The organism is Eudoraea algarum (assembly GCF_050589645.1).
Lineage (GTDB): Bacteria > Bacteroidota > Bacteroidia > Flavobacteriales > Flavobacteriaceae > JBNGOQ01.
Genome location: NZ_JBNGOQ010000004.1, coordinates 481,371 through 502,149, shown reverse-complemented (window position 1 = coordinate 502,149; position 20,779 = coordinate 481,371). Strand labels below are relative to the sequence as shown.

The following is a 20,779-nucleotide window of genomic DNA, read 5'->3' as shown; positions in this document are numbered from 1 at the left end:
TGTAATTTTTAATTTATGGTAGATTCACGCTCCATGAGCGTGGCTTCGAGGATTTCTGTCCTGAAATTTTCTTCGTCCGTGTCGGCTTCCACTTTTTCTATGAGCATTTGGGCCGCAATTTCTCCCATTTTTTGACCATGCTGTGCTACTGCGGTTAGGCTTGGGCTGGCATATTTTGACAGAATTCCATCGGTAAACCCAATAAAAGAAATATCCTCAGGTATTTTAAAACCCTTCCTTTTGGCCAGTTTCATGCTGTGTACTGCAAAAATTTCATTTACGCACAACACGGCATCGATTTTCTGGCCATCCAAAAAGTCATTAACGGCCTCCTCATCAACGTTCATATTCGGGAGTTCCAAGACCAAGTTTTCGTTTACCTCAAGGCCATTATCCCTAAGCGCTTGTCTGTATCCGGCCGCCCTGGCCCTGCTCACACTGAAATAGTTCTCTGTAGTAATCAGTGCTATATGCTTCCTACCGTTCTTGGCCAGTTTGTTTACCGCAAAATAGGCCCCTTCCCGATCATTGATTATCACTTTATCGCACTGCACCTCATCGGTAACCCGATCAAACAGGACCAAAGGGATTCCTTGTTCCGTAACTTCCTTCAAATGGTTGTAATCATTTTTCAATTGGGTCTCCGCGGAAAGTGCCATAATGAACCCATCTATACTGCCGTTGGCCAATAGTTCCATATTGATGACTTCCTTGTCAAAAGATTCATCGGAAACGCATACAATAACATTGTATCCCTTGGCATTGGAATACTTCTCTATACCTCTGATTACCGTGGTAAAAAAATAATGTACGATATCCGGAATGATGACCCCAATATTTTTGGTGCGCTTGTTTTTGAGACTTATGGCAATGTTATTGGGCTTGTAATTGTAGAGCTTGGCAAACGCTTGTATTTTCTCTTTGGTATCTCTACTTATTTCTTCACTGTTTTTTAGGGCCTTGGAAACGGTCGAAATGGATACCTCGAGCTCGCGCGCTATATGTTTAAGTGTAATTTTTCTTTTCAACTCTTTAATCGGTTAGTTTAAGCGGTTTTGAAAAACGGAAATTTAAGTATTAATAAGACACTAGTCACTATTTTGGTTTTTTTTAACAACAAAATGCTGTGCAAAACAGGAATTGACAAATTTATATCATCATGTATCAAAATAGTATAAAATAAAAAAACCCTATATTTGTCCAAAAAGTTGTCATATCCCACAATTTTAATGGCATATTATAAAGATAACTCAACTAATCGGGTAATACATTGCGAGTCTTGTATTTTTTAAAAGTTATTAACACGAAAACGGTTTCGTGGTTTAATATATATGGTATGGGAGCGAATTAACAATTTTTTTACATATGTTTAAACCTTGAATTAAAATTAACTAAACTTAAATTAATTTTTTATGAAGATTACGCTACTAAAAAGCTTTATGCTTATCGGGGTATTTTTGTGCTTCGGTCTAGTAAAGGCTCAAGAGGTATCAGGTACAGTTTCTGATGCAAACGGTCCGCTGCCCGGGGCCAGTGTTGTTGTAAAAGGAACTACCAATGGTACACAAACAGATTTTGACGGTAATTATACCTTAAGTAATGTGGGCAGTGACGCAACTTTGGTTTTTAGCTACATCGGTTTTAGAACCCAAGAAATCGCGGTGGGTGGACAAACCACTATCAACATTACCTTGCAGGAAGATGCAAGCGAGTTGGACGAAGTGGTCGTGGTAGGTTATGGTACAGCTACCAGAAGAACCACCACAGGTGCAGTTGAAAGTGTTAAGGCCGACGAATTTAACAAAGGAGTTATCGTAAACCCACAGCAGTTAATACAGGGTAAGACTGCAGGGGTACAGATTTCTGCGACCAGTGGTGAGCCCGGCGCGGCCGTCAACGTTAGGATACGTGGTACGGCTTCCGTAAGAGCCAACAACAACCCGCTTTATGTGGTTGACGGTGTTCCCTTAAGTGGTGGCAACAGTTCCGGTGTGGCCGGAGGTGGAAACACGGACATTGGTACTTCCGCTGCTCTTGACCCATTAAGCTTTTTGAATCCAAACGATATTGCAAGTATTGATATTTTGAAAGATGCTTCCGCCACGGCCATTTATGGATCCCGAGGTGCAAACGGGGTGGTGCTTATTACCACGAAAAGTGGAAGGTCTGGAAAATCAGTTCTTGAGTTTTCTTCCACCTTTTCAGTAGGTTACGTTCCCAACCAATTGGATTTGTTGGACGTAGATCAATTTTTACAGGCACAAGCAGATTTAGGAGCTACCGGTCAGGATTTTGGTTCAAGAAATGACTGGCAAGATGAGATTTATAGAACTTCCTTTACTTCCAATTATAATTTATCTTATGGTGGTGGTAATGAAAGTGGTGTCTTTAGATTGTCTTTTGGTTATCAGGATCAGGAAGGTGAAGTCGAGGACAGTACATTTGAAAGGTTAACGGCCAGGATTAATGCTACGCAACGGTTTTTTGATGATAAACTAAAATTTGAGACCCAGGCGACCATTTCCAATATTGAGGCCCAAAGACCTCCAATTGCGGATAACCCGAATGCACGGGGGGATTTATTGGCCACAACATGGGCCTTTAACCCTACCCAACCCATTTTTAATGGGGATGGCACGTTCAATCAGCCTACCTTTGAGACGCGTAACCCGAATGCGGTATTGGCGCTTACCAGGAACAAATCGAGCACACTTAGGGCGCTTATTAATTTGGGCGTGGAATATAAGTTCACGGACAATTTAAGGTTCAAGACCTCCATTGGTTTGGACAAGTCTACCTCTTCAGCAAATTCAGCTACTTCTTCCTTGTTCAACTCGGCACAGACCTTGGGCGTAGGACGGGCCACCTTATTTGAAGTTGATTTGACCAATACGACTTGGGAGTCCTATTTCAGTTACAACAAGAGTTTTGGCGATAATGTATTGGACGTTACTTTGGGACATTCGTTCCAAGAGTTCGTCACGGAAAACATCTCTATCGCCGCGGCCGATTTTAGGACTACGGATCTAATCCAAATGGTAAACAACCTTGCTTCCGCACAGGTTTTCTCAGGCCAAACCGGTTTGACGGTAGACGAATTACAGTCCTTTTTCTTAAGAGGAAATTATTCCATCAAAGGAAAATACAACTTCTCTGGTACGGTACGGATCGACGGTTCTTCCCGTTTTGGTGGTAACAACCAATACGGTACCTTCGGTGCTGTAGGTGCCTCTTGGGCGCTTTCCGAGGAAGATTGGTTCACAGATTTCTTTGACAACTTCCGTTTAAGGGTTGCTTACGGTGTAACCGGTAACCAGGAAGGTTTGGGATCCAACCAGTTTACGCAGCGCGAAAGATTTAATGTAGGTGGTATTGATCCACCACCAGCTACTGGCGGTATTGATAACAATGGGGTGTTCAACCCTGGAGGTACGCTTATCGTTGCTTTTGATAATCCTGATTTGAAATGGGAGGAAAACGAGCAATTGAACGTTGGTATCGACTTTGGTTTCCTGGATAGCAAAATCAACGGTTCCGTTGAATATTACAATAGGACCACTACGGATTTCATCTTGCAGATTCAAAGTGCGCAGCCAGCAGTGCAACCCTTTTTCTTCCAGAACATCGACGGAGATATTGTAAACAAAGGTTTTGAATTGAATTTGAACGTTATTCCCGTAGAGACCGATACCTTCAAATGGGATTTCAACCTAAACTTTGGTTACAACGACAACAATGTGGATAACTATGATGGGCCTCCAATCAACACAGGTGCTATTAATGGTCCTGGTCTAACCGGAGCCTTTGCGCAGCAAATTGTCGAGGGACAACCCTTGTTTAGTTTCTTTGTTAGGGAATGGCAAGGACTTGACGATCTTGGGAACAATATTTTTGGAAACAATGGTTCTCAGGTGTTTGTAGGCGAAAGTGCCCTTCCGGATATTACAGCAGGTTTTACGACCAACTTTAAACTTAACAATTGGGACTTAAGCTTGTTCTTTAACGGACAGTTTGGACAGTCGGTATACAGCAATAACCGTAATGCATTCTTTACCATTGGTAACCTATCACAAGGCAGGAACGTAACTGATGATGTACTTCCCTTTATTGGCGTTGAAAATCCTTTCAACCCAGCGGAAGTATCCACTCGTTTCTTGGAAGATGGTTCTTTCGTAAGATTGCAAAACGTTACTTTAGGGTATAATTTTGATCTTTCCGAAAACAGTATCTTCAGCAGCCTGCGTTTCTTTGCAAATGCGCAGAACCTGTTCGTGATCACCGATTACAGTGGCCAAGATCCAGAAGTTTCGGTAAACAGGGCTATTGGAAATGTACCTTCTTTGGGTATAGATCTTACTGCCTTCCCAAGACCAACTACTATTTCATTAGGCTTTAACGCAAGTTTTTAATATAAAAAAAATTAGTAATGATGAGAAAAGAAATTTTTAAAAATCGATTTGTCCAATGCATGGCAGCAGTTTCTGCTCTTGTATTTGGGCAGGCCTGTACGGACTTGGAGCCTACCTTTACGGATTCGGTGTCCATTGAATCCTCGGAAGGTTCTTTCGGAGGGGTGGCGAGTACAGCCAACTCCTTGGAGGCGCTTTACAACAACATTGAAAACCTCAATGGTCAAAACAATGAGTATGCGCTTATGGAGGTTGCAGCAGAAAACATCGCGGTCTTGACCAGGGGTGTTGACTGGAGTGATAATGGCGTATGGAGGGAACTTCACAATCATACGTGGAATCCTGAGCAATTGTACGTATTAAACTCATGGAATAACCGTAACTCTCAAATTTTATCCGCTACCCAGTTGTTGGACGCGGCTTCGGGAGCTAACGCAAGTGAAACTGCCCAGGCCCAAGTAATAAGGGCCATCAATGTGGCCATGGTTCTTAACTGGTTCGGTCAGGTTCCTTTTAGGGGGGTAAATGATGGGGTGGATGTAGATCCAACCGTTCTAAGCCCACAGGAGGCCTATGACCTTATTATAGGTGATTTGACTTCAGCAATCAATAGTGGTAACCTGCATACTGACGGACCTGACGGCGATCTTTTCACCATTGGTGAAGCTTCGGCCCGATTTATCAGGGCCAAGGTAAACCTTAACTCAGGTTCCTTCCTAGGTTCTCCTGCAGCGGGAGCCATGGATGCGGTTATTGCAGATGTAAATGCCATCGAAGGTCTTGGTTTTGCTTTGGATGCCAGTGCTTTCTACTTCGATATCTTTGACTTGACTACAGGAAATACCGAGGTCATCATGGCTTTGGATACCAGTACTGGTCAACGTATGTTCAACATGATCCATCCCAACCAGACAGGATGGAACGGTTTTGTAACACTTACCGAAACCTTTAGATTGCACGGTACCGACGATCCTGCTGTGGATGCACGAGTAGGTCTTGCCGGACCTGATTTCAACGGTCTTTCTACAGGATACATCAGAGGGCAGCAGTTAGATGGTACAGGTGCTGCTATGAATGATCGACAAGGTAATGCTTTGGTTTATGAAGATGAGTTATTGCAGAGTTTGGAGGTAAACAACGAGCGTACCGGTATCCGTTGCGTGAAATACCCCCAAAGAGGTGGTGATGGATTCCCTGATCCAAGTAACAACTTTGTTTTCTTCCGCTTTGCTGAAGCGCTGCTTATGCGTGCCGAGGCCACTTTAAGAGGTGGTACAGGTTCGCCCAATACTGCGGTTGCTGATGTTAATGCCATCAGGGTAAGAGCTGGTGTTGCTCCTTTGGGCGCCATCACTTTGGATGAAATGAGAAGTGAGATCCGTAAGGAACTGAATACAGAGAGTAACATCTTTGGACAAAGGGCCGTACAGATTCGTTTTGGCACTTTCGCGAACACCTGGGAGTTAAAAACCGTTCAGGAAGATTTTAGGGTATTGTTCCCGATTCCTTCCACGGCCTTGGCGACCAACCCTAATTTGGTTCAGAATCCTGGCTACTAATACGAGCTAATTTTAAGTTTAAGTAAGAAAGAGAGGGGGCAATTGCCCTCTCTTTTTTGTTCCGCCAAAAAAACAGCCCCTAAGGCTGTTAATCTTGTATAAGGATTATGATATTTATCTACAATTCGGTAGCTTAGACGCTTTCAATAAAAGAGCGATATTCTACCACTATACAAACTGGTGCCGGGGAGTTGCGAAGAAGCATCCCAACCGTGGATTTTCAATTTAAGGTTTAAATAAGATTTTCTTGGCCCGTACATAACGGCCGAACAACTTGGTCAAAAACAGCATACGTTGAAACGAATTAATTACCTATACATTTTGGTCTTTGTACTGGCTTCCTGTACAGACCGTGAAAAAGCAACCTCTGCTTCGCAGAATACCCAACCCCTGTTCTCGCAGTTGGACAAGGAAAACACCGGTATCGATTTTATTAATGAAATAGAAAACGAAGAAGATTTTAATATTTTCCTCTATCGGAACTTCTACAATGGTGGCGGTGTTGCCATTGGCGATGTCAACAACGACGGTCTTCCGGATATCTATTTGACCGCAAATCGCAAAAAAAACAGACTCTACCTCAACAAAGGGAACTTTCGCTTTGAGGATATCACGGACAAGGCGGGTGTTGCAGGGAACAAAGCTTGGTCCACGGGAGTGGTCTTGGTAGATATCAATGCTGACGGACTTCTGGATATTTACGTATGCAATGCAGGCCACATAGAAGGGGACGATCAAAAAAATGAACTTTTCATCAACAACGGGGATCTTAGTTTTACCGAAAAGGCCGATGATTACAAGCTGGCCGATAGCGGATACACCACACATGCCGCATTTTTCGATTATGACAAAGACGGTGATCTGGACGTATATATGCTCAACAATAGTTTTATCCCGGTGGGCAGTTTGGGCTATGAAAACAAGAGAGATCTGCGTGCAGAAAAATGGAACGTGACCGATTTTCTAAAGCCAGGAGGCGATAGGCTCCTGAGAAATGACAATGGGGTGTACACCGATGTAAGCGAAGAAGCCAATATTTTTGGAAGTTTAATTGGTTTTGGACTAGGGGTTACCGTAGGGGATGTCAATAATGACAGTTGGCCAGACATCTACGTGTCCAACGACTTCTTTGAACACGATTACCTCTACATCAATGAGCAGGACGGCACCTTCACAGAAGCGATAAAGGACTGGACCTCGCATCTTAGTCTTTTCTCCATGGGTGCGGATATGGCCGACATTAACAACGACGGAAAATCGGATATTTTCGTGACGGATATGCTGCCCGAGGGAGACCAACGCCTGAAAAACACGACCAACTTTGAGACCTACGATATCTACCAACGTAAATTGCGGAACGACTACCATCACCAATATATGCAGAATACGCTGCAGTTGAATCTGGGAAATTCCTTTTCAGAAATAGCGAATTACAGCGGTGTGTCCGGCACGGATTGGAGCTGGGGAGCCCTTTTGTTCGATATGGATAATGATGGCTATCGCGATATTTACGTGTGCAACGGAATTTATCACGACCTCACCAATCAGGATTTTATCGACTTCTTTGAAGACATTACACGGCAGCAAACTGCCATTTACGGTGACAAGCAGCAAAAGGAAGCGGTCATCAATGAAATGCCCTCGACCCCCATTCCCAATTACGCCTTTAGGAACAACCGAGACCTTACCTTTTCCAATGCCAGTGCGGAGTGGGGCTTGGACACCCCCAGCTTCTCCAATGGCGGGGCCTATGGGGATCTGGACAATGACGGCGATCTGGACCTCATCATCAACAATGTAAATCAGCCGTTGTTCGTTTACAAAAACAACTCGGAACGCCTGGGGCATAGCTACATTAAAATTAAGTTAGAGGGCGATGCGCCCAATTCCTATGCCGTGGGAAGTGTGGTGGAGGTTTATGTAAAGGATCAGATAATGCGACAAGAGCTTATACCATCGAGAGGCTTTCAGTCATCCGTGGATTATGTTATGACCTTGGGCCTTGGAAAAAACAAAACCATAGATTCGTTACGGGTGGTTTGGCCCGATGCCAAAACACAGCTAGTGCAAAAAGTAGCTGTAAATACCCTACACATCCTAAAACAAAGCGATGCAACAAGTCAGTATCATCCTAAGGCAAAAAACAAAACCACCCTACTCAAAGAAATCCCGGCCCGATTGACCGCTCATGTGGAGGACGGGCACGTGGACTTTGATTACGAAGGACTTATCTCCAAAAAACTCTCTCAGGAAGGACCGGCCATGGCAGTGGCCGACATTAATGGGGATGGCCATGAGGATGTTTTTATCGGAGGGGCCAAGGGGCAGCAAGCCAGCCTATATCTTCATCAGGGAAACGGAACCTTGACCACGGCCCGGCTACCCGATGCGTTTCGGGAAGACCGACAGTTCGAGGATACGGCTGCAGCCTTTTTTGACGCGGACCAAGATGGGGATATGGATCTCATCGTAGGCTCAGGGGGCAACCAACCCAACCAGCCGGCCAGCTATACCAACAGATTGTACCTAAATGATGGGAAAGGCAATTTTTCCAAAAGCAAAAACCCCGTTGCGGCCACTGGGCACAATGTCTCGGTCATTGCACCCCACGACTTTGATCAGGACGGTGATGTCGATCTTTTTATAGGCAGTAGAAGCGTTCCTGGGATTTATGGGGTAAATCCGGAACATTTGTTATTGGAAAACGATGGTGCCGGTGGCTTTTCCGATGTTACCGAAAACAAGGCCTTTCAGCTAAAAAATGCTGGGATGATTACCGATGCCAAGTGGGCAGATATGGATGGGGACACCAAAAAAGATCTGGTACTGGTAGGCGACTGGACAGCTCCCATCATCCTCAACAATTCTGGCCGCCGACTACGCCCCTCGCCCAGCACCCTGGATAGTCTTACAGGGTGGTGGAATACGGTGAGTGCCGAAGACCTGGACAAGGACGGTGATCTTGATCTTATCTTGGGAAACCAAGGAAACAACACACATTATAGGGCCTCCAAAGAAGCCCCGGCCAAAGTATACATTAATGATTTCGATAATAACGGAACCATAGAACAAATTGTCACCAGACGCATTGATGATCGCGACGTGCCCGTAGCGCTAAAACGGGAACTTACCGCACAATTGGTCTCCCTAAAAAAACAAAACCTGAAATTTTCCGATTATGCCTCAAAGAGCATAGACGAGCTTTTGCGGCCAGAGGTCTTGCAGAATTCCATAATCAAAGAGGTAAATACCTCGGAGAGTGTTATAGCCCTGAACATGGGTGGGGGAACCTTTGAAATCAAAACACTTCCCAAGGAGGTGCAATTTTCCTGTGTTTGTGACATACGCTGCACCGATATCAACAAGGATGGACAAATAGACCTTCTGCTGGGGGGCAATAACTTTGAGTTTAAACCCCAGTACAGCAGATTGGATGCCAGTTATGGAAGTGTTCTTCTAGGAACAAAAAATGGCGAATTCAACTGGCAGCCCTATGAGGATTCGGGCTTCTTTGTGGAAGGTGAAATAAAGCATCTCCTTCCCTTCAAGGACAATAAAGGAAAGGAATACCTTATCGTAGGTCGCAACAATGATACCCCCCAGGTTTTTGGGTATACCGATTAAATTTGGATGCCTAAGGTCTCGAAAGCTATCTTTTTACATCATAATGTAAACGTTTACATTTATTCTTTGTATGTTTGCGCTACCTTACCATGCGCTCAAGGATACTTTCATATACCATAGCTGCCTTAGTTCTGTTAGGCACCTTGCTGGGATACATCTCCCCAGCAATTGCTTTGCTTATAGGTGTTGTCGCTGGGGTCCTACAATTCGTGAACAAGGATTTGGTACAGCGAAACATCGGGTTTCAAAAATCCCTACTCCAGATATCGGTAGTGGGCCTCGGCTTTGGCATTCATATTCAGGAAGCGTTGGTCATGGGGACCAATAGTTTTTTTGTAAGCTTGGTTGCTATTGTGTTTACGTTTATTATCGCGTTTAGCCTGGCCAAGTTGTTGAAGTCCGAAAAAATAACCACCATTCTTGTGGCTTCGGGTACCGCTATTTGCGGTGGTAGTGCCATTGCAGCGGTAAGCCCAAGCATAAAAGCCAATTCCCATCAGACCTCCATTGCTTTGGCCATCGTCTTTTTATTGAATGCCATTGCCTTGTTCATATTTCCCACCATAGGGCACTTTTTTGACCTTAGTCAATCCCAATTTGGACTTTGGTGCGCCATTGCCATACACGATACCAGTTCCGTTGTAGGCGCAAGTGAACTGTTCGGGGAGGAATCGCTGTCTATCGCCACAACCACTAAATTGGTCCGGACCCTATGGATTATCCCGCTGGTGCTGATCATATCCTTTGGATCACAGTCCAACGGAACACAAACCCAGGACAAATCTGCGTTCCCTTGGTTTATCTTGGCCTTTTTAGCAGCCATGCTATTGACCTCCTATCTGCCCCAATTGGATTTTATCGCCGACAAAATTGTTTGGTTTTCCAGAAAATTATTAATTTTTACCCTGTTCCTGATCGGGTTGCAAATAAATATTGGCCAGCTTAAAAAACTTGGATTCAATATTTTGATCGTTGGGGTCCTTACCTGGCTGGTTTTGGCCCTACTTTCCCTGATGTACATTGTAAATTACACCTAGACCTAGAGAAGTTGGTGGGCAGAAACCTTTACGTATTTAATAAAACAACAAAAAGTACCGTGCACCCACTTCTCAAAATGAACTGAAATGGCAGGAATAAAGGACATAGCAAAAAAGACAGGCCTCTCCTTGGCTACGGTGTCCAGGGTGTTCAACAACAGCCCCCTGGTCTCCCCAAAAACAAGGGAAAAGGTCTTTAAGGCCGCACGGGAAATGGACTACCAGCCCAATATGATGGCCGCAGCACTCCGCAGTGGAAAGAGTAAAATCATAGGAGTCATTGTACCTGAAGTGAACAATCCTTTTTTTAGCAGTATTATTAATGGGATAGAACTTCAACTACGGCACTTTGGGTATAACATCATCATTGCGCAGTCCCATGATTCCACTGAGGACGAAGCCAAGGCCCTGGAATCATTTGTGCAACTTAAGGCCGATGGCATCCTTATGTCCTTGGCCAAGGAGACCACTGATTTTTCCTATATACAAAGTGTTATGAAAAAGGAAATCCCGATGGTGTTCTTTGACCGCGTACCTGAATTGGACCCGATAAACTCCGTAGTGCTCAATGACTTCATGGGTGCCCATATGGCCACTCAGCATCTTCTTGACCAAGGTTGTCGTAACTTGATCCATATTGCGGGAGACCAACATCTTTCTATTTTCAAACAACGAAAAGAAGGATTCCTAAAGGCACTAAAAGAACATCATCTACCGATAACCAAGGATACCATTTTGGAGTTGACATGGGACATGATCCGGGATACCGTAGCCATAAAGAATCTGTTGCTAAGGCACCCAGAGGTTGATGGGTTCTTTACCTATGGGGATGAGGGATGCCTTTATCTCATGAACGTTCTAAAACCACTCAAAGTGGACATCCCTTCCCAAATTAAGTTGATGGGATTTGGTAATACGGATTTTAGCGGATTGGTTGATCCCAAAATCAGTACGGTGGATCAAAAGTGCAATGAAATGGGCCTCTTGGCCGCCGAGATGCTCATGAAAAACCTAAAGCGCAACCACATCGTGTTTACCCAGGAGGTTTTGTCACCCCAGCTCGTCCTACGGGAGTCAACTCAAGAGGGATAACCCTTTTAAAAATTCAAAAACTGCCGCATCTGTTTCTGAAGGCTCGCTTCAGCATCCTTGTCCACGAGGCTGTTTTCAGCATCCAGGAGTTTATAAATGGAAGAAATGGGATTTTTGTTCGGATGCACGTGCATGCCTAGATGGTTCAGCACTTCGGCCAAATGATCCATTCCCCTCAGATTGCCCGCGCGCCCAGAAGCAATTCCGGTAATGCATGCCCTCTTATCCACAAAACTCTTGTCATACTCCCTCACGGAAATGGCATCCAGAATGAGTTTCAAGATTCCGGGGTAACTTCCATTGTATTCCGGAATAAAGAACCAAAACTTGGTGGAAGGAATAAAGTAATGGTCCTGAATATGCTGTATGGTTTGGGGTTGGTCTTTGTACATGGTTTCCGTAATAAGGTTACCCTCCAAACCGGACAGGTCCAAAAAATGCACCGTGGTTCCCGCTTCCTTAAGCAGTTGCCCATGAACGTACCTTGCAAAATGTACGGTCTTGTTATCCTTTCTATTGGACCCTGAAACTATCGTAATCATTTAATTTTGGATCAATGTTGACAAATAGGTCAAAAAACAGGATAAAATTAGTGAAATTTTAAATGTAAACGTTTACATTTCTTCAATTTTTGTTTACATTTGAACATTATCACTAACATCCATCCATAATGGTGAAGCTTTCCAAAGAGAACATATCGCCCTATATCATTGGCACCATGAGATTGGGTTCCTGGGGCAGTAAACTGTCCACCGCAGCATATGAAGCCTTTATTGAAGGTTGTTTGGACCTGGACCTAATTGATTTTGACCACGCGGACATTTACGGAGACTACACCACCGAAGAGGATTTTGGGAAGGTCTTAAAGACCAGGCCCGACCTGCGCGATAAAATGCGAATTACTACCAAATGTGGTATTCAGATGATGGCCAAAAATAGGCCCGAACACCAACTTAAGTCGTACAACCTCTCCAAGGCCCACATAAAGGCATCCGTTGAACGATCGCTTAAAAACCTTCATACCGACCGTCTGGATGTATTGCTCTTGCACCGCCCGGATTACCTATTGGATCCGCACGAAATCGCAGAGGCCTTTTCGGACCTAAAAGAAGAAGGGAAAGTGCTCGCCTTTGGCGTCTCTAACTTTTCGGTATCGCAATTTGATCTATTAAATTCAGTGACCCCCTTAGTGACCAATCAGGTAGAAATATCACTTCTGCAGCGTAACGCCTTCGAGGATGGCACCTTGGACCAATGTCTCAAATCGGGATGCATTCCTTCGGCCTGGTCACCCTTGGGCGGAGGGGCGCTCTTTCAAGATTCGGATGATGCCCGCTTAAGTTCCATACAGCGGGTTTTGGGCAAACTATCCAAAAAATATGAACTGATGCCAGATCAATTGCTTTACGCTTGGTTGCGCAAGCATCCGGCAGGTATTGTTCCCGTACTGGGAACATCAAAATTGGAACGGATAAAAGCTGCGCATAAGGCACTTGACGTTAGCATTACCAAAGAAGAATGGTATATGTTATGGGAAGCGGCCATTGGAACAGAAGTAGCATAATGCATTTATACGATAAATTTTACATACTATGGATACAGACAAAATAGAAATCAGATCTCCCCATTTAGAGGGTGCGGAAGTCTCCTGGTTTGCCCCCATCTGCAACGGGGATGACCGTTATCTGGGTGAACGTGATCCGGACTATAAAAGTACCTTTGAAAACGCTTCGGGCGTTCTTTTAACGGCAGATAGGAACGGATTTAGGAACATTCTCTGTCCTTCTTCCTATCAGGTAGGGCAGGATACCTTACCATTTGCCGCTGCGGTAGCGCCCATGACCAAACAGATCAATCTATTGGCGGCCGTGCGTTGCGGTGAAGTGCACCCGCCCATGTTGGCGAGGACCTTGGCAACCATTGATCATATCCTTAAAGGCCGGTTCACCGTTAATATTATATCCTCCAACCTCCCGGGAGAAGATCTTTCTTCGGCCGACCGATATCAACGATCAAGGGAGGTCATAGAAATTTTGAAACAAACCTGGACACAGGACGAGATAGACCATAAAGGTCAGTTTTACAACTTTAAACTGCCTTCCCTACCTGGTAAATCCTACCAGAAGAATGGACCCCTGCTGTATTTTGGCGGTTACTCCCCTCCTGCAGTGGATTTGTGCGCCGAACACTGTGACGTCTATTTGATGTGGCCCGAAACCGAGGGAAACCTAAGGACTTTGATGCAAAACATGAGCGCCAAGGCCGCCTCGTATGGACGTAAGGTAGATTTTGGCCTACGCGTACACGTTGTTGTCCGGGAAACCGAGGAAGAAGCCAGGGCCTATGCGGATAGTATCATTTCCAAATTGGGTGTTGAACAGGGAAAAGAAATGAGGGAACGCGCGTTGGACGCAAAATCGTACGGTGTTAGCAGACAAGCGGTGATGCGTGAAATTTCTGAAGATGACGGTTATGTAGAGGATCATATGTGGACGGGCATCGGAAAAGGACGTTCCGGTTGCGGTGCCGCGCTGGTTGGCAATCCGGATCAAATCGTCGAAAAGTTGAACCGTTATATGGACATGGGGATACGTGCGTTCATATTTTCGGGCTATCCGCACAAAGAGGAATGCGAGCGTTTCGCAAAGCTGGTTTTACCCAGGCTTAAAACCTTTTCAATGCCCATTGCACAAGGAAAGGTTACCGATGAAGAACCTTTAACACCCTTGGCAGCGGGAATCCGGGTTTAAAGCCTGTTTTTTAATGAACAAAACCCTATATTAGGGATAATAATGACCAACCGAGCTACCAAATAACCAAGTAATGACGATTTTATACGGTATTTTGTGCGTTGCCTATTCTAGGAGGTCGTTAGAAGGAGCAATGAACTAATTTTAATAAGATACTTCATGATCGATTTGTTAATTGTTTGCGCGTACTTTGTTATCGTATTCGTAACCGCCATTACCGGAAAGACCTCAAAAGATGCAACCACCGAAGAATATTTTTTAAGCTCACGGAATTTACGATGGCCCTCCATTGCCTTTTCCACTATCGCCACCAACGTCCAAGGGTATCAATTTCTAGGTTTTATGGGATCTGCCTATCTCTATGGACTGGCACAGGCCAATTTTGAAATCAATGCCATTCAAGGGCTCCTCCTGGCAGCTTTCATTTTTGTCCCCATGTATCTTAGGGAACGAATCATTACGATCACCCAATTCATAAAAACGAGACTGGGCAACACGGTCGCCCTATTGTATTCGGCCTCCAACATTCTGTTGTTTTCCACAATTACCCTAGGAGCGGCTTTGTTCTGGGGTGCCTATTCCGTAGACCTTGTTTTTGGGGACTATTTGTCCTTCATCCATGAAGATCGCCTCATACGCATTGCCATCCTGATCGTGTTTTTGGGCCTATTTTCTGCCACGTATACGTATTTCGGAGGATTGGCGGCGGTGGTCCGTACCGATGTGATCCAGTTTGCCATTTTGCTATCGGGCGGAATTGTAGTATTGTTCATAGCCGTTCACCATCTCGGAGGTTGGTCACAGTTTTATGTAAAGACAGAAGATCTTATGCACCTACACTTGCCTGCGGATCACCCCAAATTGCCCTGGATCCACGTTTTTGGGGCGTTTCTGCTAAATATCAACTATTGGTGCGCCAACCAATCGGTAGTGCAGCGTTCCCTGGCGGCCAAAAGCCTTAAGGATGTACAGATCGGTTTGATGGTAGGGGGATTGATGAAGTACTTTATGGCAGCTATTATCATACTACCGGGTATTGCCCTTGTGGGTATCCTTGGGGATGGCGGGCTGGCCGATCCCGATTCTGCCTTCCCGTATTTAGTTAATACCTATTTGCCAGTGGGTCTAAAAGGACTTATTCTATGTGCCCTTTTCGCTTCCCTGATGAGTACCGTGGATTCCACTTTTAACTCCTTGGCCACGCTCTGGTCCATAGATATTTATAAAGTATACGTGAACAAATCGGCTTCCGACCGGCAAATTGTAAAATCTGGAAAGAAGGCCATTTTAATATCGTTCATTTCCGGGGTCATCATTGGCATCGTGCTTCTCATCATAAAATTTGAGGATACCGGTGCGGCCTTTACCCATACATTAAATGAACTACGCTATTTTGTAAATTGTGGTATCGTAGTGCTCATCAGTGCAGCGGCCTTCCTAATAGCACCAAAACACCGCGTGGCCCTCTTTGGATTTTTGGCCACCGTTCCCCTACAATTTTTCTTTATCTATGCCTTCCCGGACATGAATTATCTGGTCAGGGCCATGTGGGTTATCCTTATTGGGTTTACACTGGTATGGCTGGGATCCAGAAGCGGTTTTATAAAGGACAAACTGCGCCCCGAACCCGCTTCCCCCATGCTTGGCAAGGCAGGAATAGGCATGTTGCTTTCTTTGATCGCTCTACATATTATCTTTCATTGACGGCCAATGGATAGAAGAAATTTCATTACAAAAGGTACCCTTGGCACATTGAGCGCCCTGATAGGTGCGGACATTGTTTATGCAAACACCCTTCCATCCGGGTATCGCCTATTGGCCCAGCAAGATCCAGATCCGTTCAAATTGTTCAGCAAGGACACCGGCATGTCCGTACTCAACACCAAACCATGGAACATAGAGGCTACGGCACATCTATTGGACGATAAAGTGACGCCCAACAAATATATGTTCATTAGGAACAATGGCTTGGTGCCCGAGAACATCGATGTACAAAACTGGAAACTGACCTTTGACGGGGAGTCCGTTCAGCAACAGAAGTCCTACGCACTCCAGGAGTTAAAATCAAAATTTAAACAATATACCTATCAACTCACCCTGGAATGTGGGGGCAATGGGCGCAGCGAATTTAATCCCCCTGCAAAGGGAAATCAATGGACGGTAGGCGCCGTTTCCTGTGCGGAATGGACCGGGGTGCGATTGCGCGATGTATTACAGGATGTCGGAATTAAGGCCGATGCGGTCTACATCGGATACCATGCCACGGACAGGCACCTCAGCCTCAACCCGGAAAAAGAAGCTATTTCCCGCGGCGTTCCCATAACCAAGGCGCTACAGGAAGAAACCCTTCTGGCCTTTCAGATGAACGGAAAGGACATACCTCTTGTGCACGGCTATCCCTTACGCCTCATCGCAGGCGGTTGGCCGGCTTCTGCTTCCGGCAAATGGATCAACCGGATCAGTGTCCGGAACAAGGTACATGACGGTGCCAAAATGACCGGGACATCGTATAGGGTCCCCTGCGAACCTGTGGCGCCCGGGGAAAAAGTTGCGGATGGGGACATGTGCATCATTGAGTCCATGCCGGTGAAATCGTTGATTACCTTTCCAAAAACCGGAGCGATCATCAAAAAGGGCGATACACTCCCCATTCGTGGACATGCTTGGGCCGGAGAGCTCTCGGTATCCACGATGGAATATTCCTTGGACTTTGGGGCCAGCTGGACGGCCTGTACTGTTGAAGCCCCTCGAAACCGACTGGCATGGCAGCATTTTTCTGCCAAAATCAGTGATTTCCCCAAAAAGGGATACTATGAGATTTGGGCACGGGCAACAGATTCCGCCGGGCTCGGCCAACCCATGCTCTTGCCAGGTTGGAATCCAAAGGGCTATCTTAACAATGCCTGTCACCGTATAGCTGTTAAAGTCGTGTAACATGTCCCAGGAAGAGACGTTTAGAAAACAGGTAAGAACAGTTTACCGCTACCTCATTCTCTTTTTTTGTGGTCTGGGCCTGCTGGCTGCTGGTTTTATATACCTATTGATCGATCCTTCCCTATCTGTTTTTGACGGCCCCAGTGACCAACTGGTCACAGAGGAACCCAGCAAACTGGAAGGTGAGATTGTGAATGGCATTCACTTAAGTACGGGCTTTGTGGAAGGCAAGGGCTTGGTGCAGGTCATCCAGAACTGTACCAATTGCCACTCTGCCGCCCTGGTAACCCAAAACAGAATGACCCGAGAGGGTTGGGTGTCCACCATACGCTGGATGCAGGAAACCCAGAATTTATGGGATCTGGGCGACAATGAGGAAATCATTGTGAGCTATCTGGCCTCCTACTACGCTCCAGAGGAAAAAGGAAGAAGGGAAAACTTAAGGGAAATTGAATGGTACGAACTGCAGCTTCCGTGAATTTCACCCTTCGGTTTTTTTGCGGCTAACCTATAAAAACAATATCTTAACTCATCTATTTTCTTAAGGTCTTACTATGTACTTTATTGGTTATGATATTGGCAGTTCTTCCGTAAAGACCGCCCTGGTGGAGATACACTCTGGAAAGGCCGTTGCCGTGGTGGCCGAGCCCAAAAAAGAGATGGAAATCAGGGCCGTGAAAAACGGTTGGGCAGAGCAAGACCCCGAGGATTGGTGGATCCATGTCTGCAGGGGTACCCAAAGCCTACTATCACGGTACAATATAGCATCCCAAGATATACATGGTATCGGGATTTCATATCAAATGCACGGGCTGGTACTTGTGGATAACATAGGGAAACCGCTTAGGGATTCCATTATTTGGTGCGATAGCAGAGCCGTGGAAATAGGAGAAAAGGCCTTTGAAGAAATGGGTGCGGAAAAGTGTACCGCGCAACTTTTGAATTCCCCGGCCAACTTCACTGCCTCAAAACTGAAGTGGGTAAAGGAAAACGAGCCCGAAATATTCGATAAAATTCATAGGTGCATGCTGCCTGGCGATTATATCGCCTATAAACTCAGCGGCGACATAGCTACTACTATACCGGGGCTCTCGGAAGGTATCTTCTGGGATTTTAGCACCAAGGACACGGCAGGTTGGTTGTTGGAACACTATGGCTTGCACAGGAAGTTGTTGCCCCCCTTGGTGAAGACCTTTTCGGTACAGGCCCAGGTTTCCAAAAAAGGGGCCATGGCCTCCGGACTCGCCGTTGGCACCCCGATCCTATACCGAGCTGGGGACCAACCCAACAACGCCCTGTCCTTAAATATATTTCAACCGGGTGAAATTGCAGCCACCGGGGGCACATCAGGGGTAATGTATGCCGTAACGGACAACCTATCGGTAAAGGAGAGCGAACGAGTGAATAATTTTGCCCATGTGAATTACAGTGCCCAAAACCCCCGCATTGGAAAACTGCTCTGTATCAATGGTGCGGGTATTCAATACCGATGGCTCATGAACAATTTGAAGGTTTCCGGTTATGATCAGATGAATACGCTCGCCGCTTCAGTGCCGGTGGGTTCAGATGGGGTAACCTTGCATCCATTTGGAAATGGGGCCGAACGCATGCTCAACAACAGGAACCTGGGTACGCGCATTGGCCATCTTAACCTAAACAACCATAACAAGGCACATCTCTGTAGGGCGGCCCTGGAAGGTATTGCCTTTTCATTTGTCTATGGTGCGGAAATCCTAAAATCTGACGGTATTGAACCCCGTGTAATCCGTGCGGGAAACGATAATCTTTTTAGGTCGGATATCTTCTCCTCCACCATAGCCACACTTATAGGGCATGACATAGAGATTTATAATACTACCGGTGCTATTGGAGCGGCCCGGGCCTGCACACTCCATGCAGGGGATTATAAAAGCTTCGGCGAACAGCTTGCACAGCACGATTACGTAAGGAGTTTTACACCGCTAAACGATGCAGCGGAGTACCATACGGCCTATCGGAAATGGAAAAACGAATTGGAATCAATACTAAAAAACAGCTAAAATGGCACTCATAGGAAATAAGGAATATTATAAGGGAATCGGGGAAATTAAATATGAGGGGAAGGATTCGGACAACCCCTTGGCCTTTAAATACTACGATTCCGAACGCGTCGTAGCAGGAAAGACCATGCGCGAACATCTTAAGTTTGCCGTGGCCTATTGGCATACCTTCTGTGGTGTAGGGGCCGACCCTTTTGGCCCGGGTACCCAGAATTTTCCCTGGGACCAGCCCACTGATGCTATGGATGCCGCGAAGGAAAAGGCCGATGCCGCTTTTGAATTCATTACAAAAATGGGCTTCGATTATTTCTGCTTTCACGATTTCGACCTGATACGTGAAGGCACCACCTTAGGCGAATCCGAAAAACGACTATCGGCCATAGTGGATTTTATTGCGGAGAAAAAAGCAGCCTCGGGGGTAAAACTGTTGTGGGGAACCGCAAACTGTTTTTCAAATCCCAGGTATATGAACGGAGCGGCCACAAATCCAGATTTTAATGTGCTGGCCCGAGCTGGTGGGCAGATAAAACTGGCCATGGATGCCACCATTGCCCTTGAGGGCGAAAACTATGTGTTTTGGGGCGGACGTGAAGGCTATATGTCCTTGCTAAACACCGATATGAAAAGGGAATTGGACCATATGGGGCGCTTTCTGGGATTGGCTCGCGATTATGCCCGAAGCCAGGGATTCAAGGGAACCTTTTTTATAGAGCCCAAGCCTATGGAGCCCATGAAACACCAATATGATTTTGATGCCGCCACCGTAATCGGCTTCCTGCACCAATATGGACTACAGGACGATTTTAAGCTTAATCTGGAAGTGAACCATGCCACCCTGGCAAGCCATACCATGCAACATGAAATGGCCGTTGCAGCCGCCCACGGCATGCTCGGGAGTGTAGATGCCAACCGGGGCGATTACCAAAACGGATGGGATACCGACCAATTTCCCAACAACATCAACGAAGTAACCGAGGCCATGCTCATTTTTCTAAAGGCCGGAGGGCTGCGTGGTGGGGGCATCAATTTTGACGCAAAGATCAGAAGGAATTCCACGGATATGGACGATGTGTTCCACGCCCATATCGGCGGGGCAGATATTTTTGCACGGGCCTTGTTGATCGCAGACCGGATCATCACCTCGTCTGCGTACGATGAACTGATTGCAAAACGATATAGTTCCTTTGATTCCGGAAAGGGAAAAGACTTTGAACAGGGAAAACTCAGTTTAAGCGCTCTTTACGACATTGCCCTTGAAAATGGGGAGTTAAGCCTACAGAGCGGAAAGCAGGAATTGTTCGAGAATATCATCAATCAATACATTTGACCTACGGT

14 protein-coding genes are annotated in these 20,779 nt (G+C 45.8%); 12 read left to right on the top strand and 2 right to left on the bottom strand.

The genetic code is table 11. From position 1 onward, the window contains the following. Positions 1 to 8 precede the first annotated feature (8 nt). Complete coding sequence (locus ACRD67_RS17375; RefSeq protein ID WP_430968496.1) at positions 9 to 1,028, bottom strand: LacI family DNA-binding transcriptional regulator; 1,020 nt, start codon at positions 1,026 to 1,028, stop codon at positions 9 to 11. Between the two features lie 384 nt (positions 1,029 to 1,412). Between ACRD67_RS17375 and ACRD67_RS17370 the strand changes: the two genes are divergently transcribed. The 5 genes from ACRD67_RS17370 (at position 1,413) to ACRD67_RS17350 (ending at position 11,721) form a co-directional block, all read left to right on the top strand. Continuing rightward, positions 1,413 to 4,409 (top strand): SusC/RagA family TonB-linked outer membrane protein, encoded by a 2,997-nt coding sequence (locus tag ACRD67_RS17370; protein WP_430968495.1) that lies wholly within the window; start codon positions 1,413 to 1,415, stop codon positions 4,407 to 4,409. 17 nt (positions 4,410 to 4,426) lie between these two features. Next, positions 4,427 to 5,968, top strand: a complete 1,542-nt coding sequence (locus ACRD67_RS17365) for a RagB/SusD family nutrient uptake outer membrane protein (RefSeq protein WP_430968494.1) — start codon at positions 4,427 to 4,429, stop codon at positions 5,966 to 5,968. Positions 5,969 to 6,262: 294 nt separating this feature from the next. Further along, positions 6,263 to 9,592, top strand: coding sequence for a VCBS repeat-containing protein (locus ACRD67_RS17360; RefSeq protein ID WP_430968493.1), 3,330 nt, complete (start codon positions 6,263 to 6,265; stop codon positions 9,590 to 9,592). A gap of 89 nt (positions 9,593 to 9,681) precedes the next feature. Beyond that, complete coding sequence (locus ACRD67_RS17355; protein ID WP_430968492.1) at positions 9,682 to 10,629, top strand: YeiH family protein; 948 nt, start codon at positions 9,682 to 9,684, stop codon at positions 10,627 to 10,629. An 87-nt stretch (positions 10,630 to 10,716) separates the two neighbouring features. Next, on the top strand, positions 10,717 to 11,721 hold the full coding sequence (locus tag ACRD67_RS17350; protein WP_430968491.1) for a LacI family DNA-binding transcriptional regulator: 1,005 nt from the start codon (positions 10,717 to 10,719) through the stop codon (positions 11,719 to 11,721). A gap of 5 nt (positions 11,722 to 11,726) precedes the next feature. On the opposite strand, the gene ACRD67_RS17345 is transcribed toward ACRD67_RS17350, so the two are convergent. Beyond that, positions 11,727 to 12,263, bottom strand: coding sequence for an NADPH-dependent FMN reductase (locus ACRD67_RS17345; protein ID WP_430968490.1), 537 nt, complete (start codon positions 12,261 to 12,263; stop codon positions 11,727 to 11,729). 128 nt (positions 12,264 to 12,391) lie between these two features. On the opposite strand from ACRD67_RS17345, the gene ACRD67_RS17340 reads away from it, so the two are divergent. The 7 genes from ACRD67_RS17340 (at position 12,392) to xylA (ending at position 20,771) form a co-directional block, all read left to right on the top strand. Beyond that, on the top strand, positions 12,392 to 13,285 hold the full coding sequence (locus ACRD67_RS17340; RefSeq protein WP_430968489.1) for an aldo/keto reductase: 894 nt from the start codon (positions 12,392 to 12,394) through the stop codon (positions 13,283 to 13,285). A gap of 28 nt (positions 13,286 to 13,313) precedes the next feature. Next, positions 13,314 to 14,471, top strand: a complete 1,158-nt coding sequence (locus tag ACRD67_RS17335) for an LLM class flavin-dependent oxidoreductase (protein WP_430968488.1) — start codon at positions 13,314 to 13,316, stop codon at positions 14,469 to 14,471. A 159-nt stretch (positions 14,472 to 14,630) separates the two neighbouring features. Next, complete coding sequence (locus ACRD67_RS17330) at positions 14,631 to 16,175, top strand: SLC5 family protein (RefSeq protein ID WP_430968487.1); 1,545 nt, start codon at positions 14,631 to 14,633, stop codon at positions 16,173 to 16,175. Positions 16,176 to 16,181: 6 nt separating this feature from the next. Continuing rightward, entirely contained in the window at positions 16,182 to 17,405 is a 1,224-nt protein-coding gene (locus tag ACRD67_RS17325; RefSeq protein ID WP_430968486.1) for a sulfite oxidase, read from the top strand. 1 nt (position 17,406) lies between these two features. Next, entirely contained in the window at positions 17,407 to 17,883 is a 477-nt protein-coding gene (locus tag ACRD67_RS17320; protein ID WP_430968485.1) for a monoheme cytochrome C, read from the top strand. A gap of 76 nt (positions 17,884 to 17,959) precedes the next feature. Continuing rightward, the gene (locus ACRD67_RS17315) at positions 17,960 to 19,444 is read left to right on the top strand and encodes a xylulokinase (protein WP_430968484.1); all 1,485 of its coding nucleotides are present in this window, start codon (positions 17,960 to 17,962) and stop codon (positions 19,442 to 19,444) included. Position 19,445: 1 nt separating this feature from the next. Further along, positions 19,446 to 20,771: a xylose isomerase gene (gene xylA / locus ACRD67_RS17310; protein WP_430968483.1), complete on the top strand. Its 1,326-nt coding sequence runs from the start codon at positions 19,446 to 19,448 to the stop codon at positions 20,769 to 20,771. Positions 20,772 to 20,779: the final 8 nt, after the last annotated feature.

What these genes read in the sequence shown, in the direction of transcription:
- ACRD67_RS17345 (WP_430968490.1), bottom strand. Translation starts at nt 12,263, where the DNA reads ATGATTACGATAGTTTCAGGGTCCAATAGAAAGGATAACAAGACCGTA.
- ACRD67_RS17350 (WP_430968491.1), top strand. Translation starts at nt 10,717, where the DNA reads ATGGCAGGAATAAAGGACATAGCAAAAAAGACAGGCCTCTCCTTGGCT.
- ACRD67_RS17315 (WP_430968484.1), top strand. Translation starts at nt 17,960, where the DNA reads ATGTACTTTATTGGTTATGATATTGGCAGTTCTTCCGTAAAGACCGCC.
- xylA (WP_430968483.1), top strand. Translation starts at nt 19,446, where the DNA reads ATGGCACTCATAGGAAATAAGGAATATTATAAGGGAATCGGGGAAATT.
- ACRD67_RS17325 (WP_430968486.1), top strand. Translation starts at nt 16,182, where the DNA reads ATGGATAGAAGAAATTTCATTACAAAAGGTACCCTTGGCACATTGAGC.
- ACRD67_RS17355 (WP_430968492.1), top strand. Translation starts at nt 9,682, where the DNA reads ATGCGCTCAAGGATACTTTCATATACCATAGCTGCCTTAGTTCTGTTA.
- ACRD67_RS17320 (WP_430968485.1), top strand. Translation starts at nt 17,407, where the DNA reads ATGTCCCAGGAAGAGACGTTTAGAAAACAGGTAAGAACAGTTTACCGC.
- ACRD67_RS17340 (WP_430968489.1), top strand. Translation starts at nt 12,392, where the DNA reads ATGGTGAAGCTTTCCAAAGAGAACATATCGCCCTATATCATTGGCACC.
- ACRD67_RS17365 (WP_430968494.1), top strand. Translation starts at nt 4,427, where the DNA reads ATGATGAGAAAAGAAATTTTTAAAAATCGATTTGTCCAATGCATGGCA.
- ACRD67_RS17330 (WP_430968487.1), top strand. Translation starts at nt 14,631, where the DNA reads ATGATCGATTTGTTAATTGTTTGCGCGTACTTTGTTATCGTATTCGTA.
- ACRD67_RS17335 (WP_430968488.1), top strand. Translation starts at nt 13,314, where the DNA reads ATGGATACAGACAAAATAGAAATCAGATCTCCCCATTTAGAGGGTGCG.
- ACRD67_RS17370 (WP_430968495.1), top strand. Translation starts at nt 1,413, where the DNA reads ATGAAGATTACGCTACTAAAAAGCTTTATGCTTATCGGGGTATTTTTG.